1 protein-coding gene is annotated in these 1,260 nt (G+C 67.9%); it reads left to right on the forward strand.

Annotation, left to right across the window (positions count from 1 at the left end):
- On the forward strand, positions 1-1,260 hold a 1,260-nt coding region (locus tag CHB88_RS24050; protein WP_089401891.1), incomplete at both ends, for a phosphomannomutase/phosphoglucomutase.

A 1,260-nucleotide genomic window follows, 5' to 3' on the forward strand; every position in this document is an offset into this window, starting at 1 on the left:
ACAGGTCGGCCAGGCCTTCGGCGCCGCCGCCCGCGAGCGCGGCGAATCCACCGTCATCATCGGCCGCGACGGCCGCCTCTCCGGCCCCGAGCTTTCTTCCGCCCTGGCTGCCGGCCTGCAGTCGGTCGGCATGGACGTCATCGACCTCGGCGTGGTCGCCACCCCGCTGGTCTACTTCGCCACCAACGTGCTCGGCGCGCCCTCCGGCATCATGGTCACCGGCAGCCACAATCCGCCCGACTACAACGGCTTCAAGATGGTGCTCTCCGGCGAAGCCATCCACGGCGCCGCCATCCAGGCGCTGTACCAGGCCATCGTCAGGAACGAATTCCCCGGCGGCCAGGGCAGCTACCGCACCCACGACATCCGCGCCGCGTATCTGGAGCGCATCCTCTCCGACGTCAAGCTTGCGCGGCCGATGAAGATCGCGGTGGACTGCGGCAACGGCGTGGCCGGCGCCTTCGCCGGCGACCTGTACCGCGGCATGGGCTGCGAGGTCACCGAGCTGTTCTGCGAGGTCGACGGCAACTTCCCCAACCACCATCCGGATCCGGCCCACCCGGAAAACCTGCAGGACCTGATCCGCTGCCTGCAGACCACCGATGCCGAGATCGGCCTGGCGTTTGATGGCGACGGCGACCGCCTCGGCGTGGTGACCAAGGATGGCCAGATCATCTATCCCGACCGCCAGCTCATGCTGTTCGCCGCCGACGTGCTCACCCGTCATCCCGGCAAGCAGATCCTGTACGACGTCAAGTGCACCCGGCACATCGCGCCGTGGGTGAAGCAGCACGGCGGCGAGCCGCTGATGTGGAAGACCGGGCACTCGCTGGTGAAGGCGAAGATGCGCGAGACCGGGGCGCCGCTGGGTGGGGAGATGAGCGGGCACGTGTTCTTCAAGGACCGCTGGTACGGCTTCGACGACGGCCTGTATGCCGGCGCGCGCATGCTGGAGCTGCTTTCGAGGCTGGCCGATCCGTCGGCCACGCTGAACGCCTTGCCGCAGTCGAGCAGCACGCCGGAGCTGCAGCTGAAGCTGGCCGAGGGCGAGAACTTCGCGCTGATGGAGCGGCTGCAGAAGGAAGCGAGGTTTCCGGCGGCGCAGGAGATCAACACCATCGATGGGGTGCGGGTGGAGTATGCGGACGGCTTCGGCCTGGCGCGGCCGTCCAACACCACGCCGGTGGTGGTGATGCGCTTCGAAGGCGAGAACCAGCAGGCGCTGGACCGCATCCAGCAGGAGTTCAAGCAAGCCATTCT

This window comes from Noviherbaspirillum humi (genome assembly GCF_900188095.1).
GTDB classification, from domain to species: Bacteria; Pseudomonadota; Gammaproteobacteria; order Burkholderiales; family Burkholderiaceae_D; genus Noviherbaspirillum; species Noviherbaspirillum humi.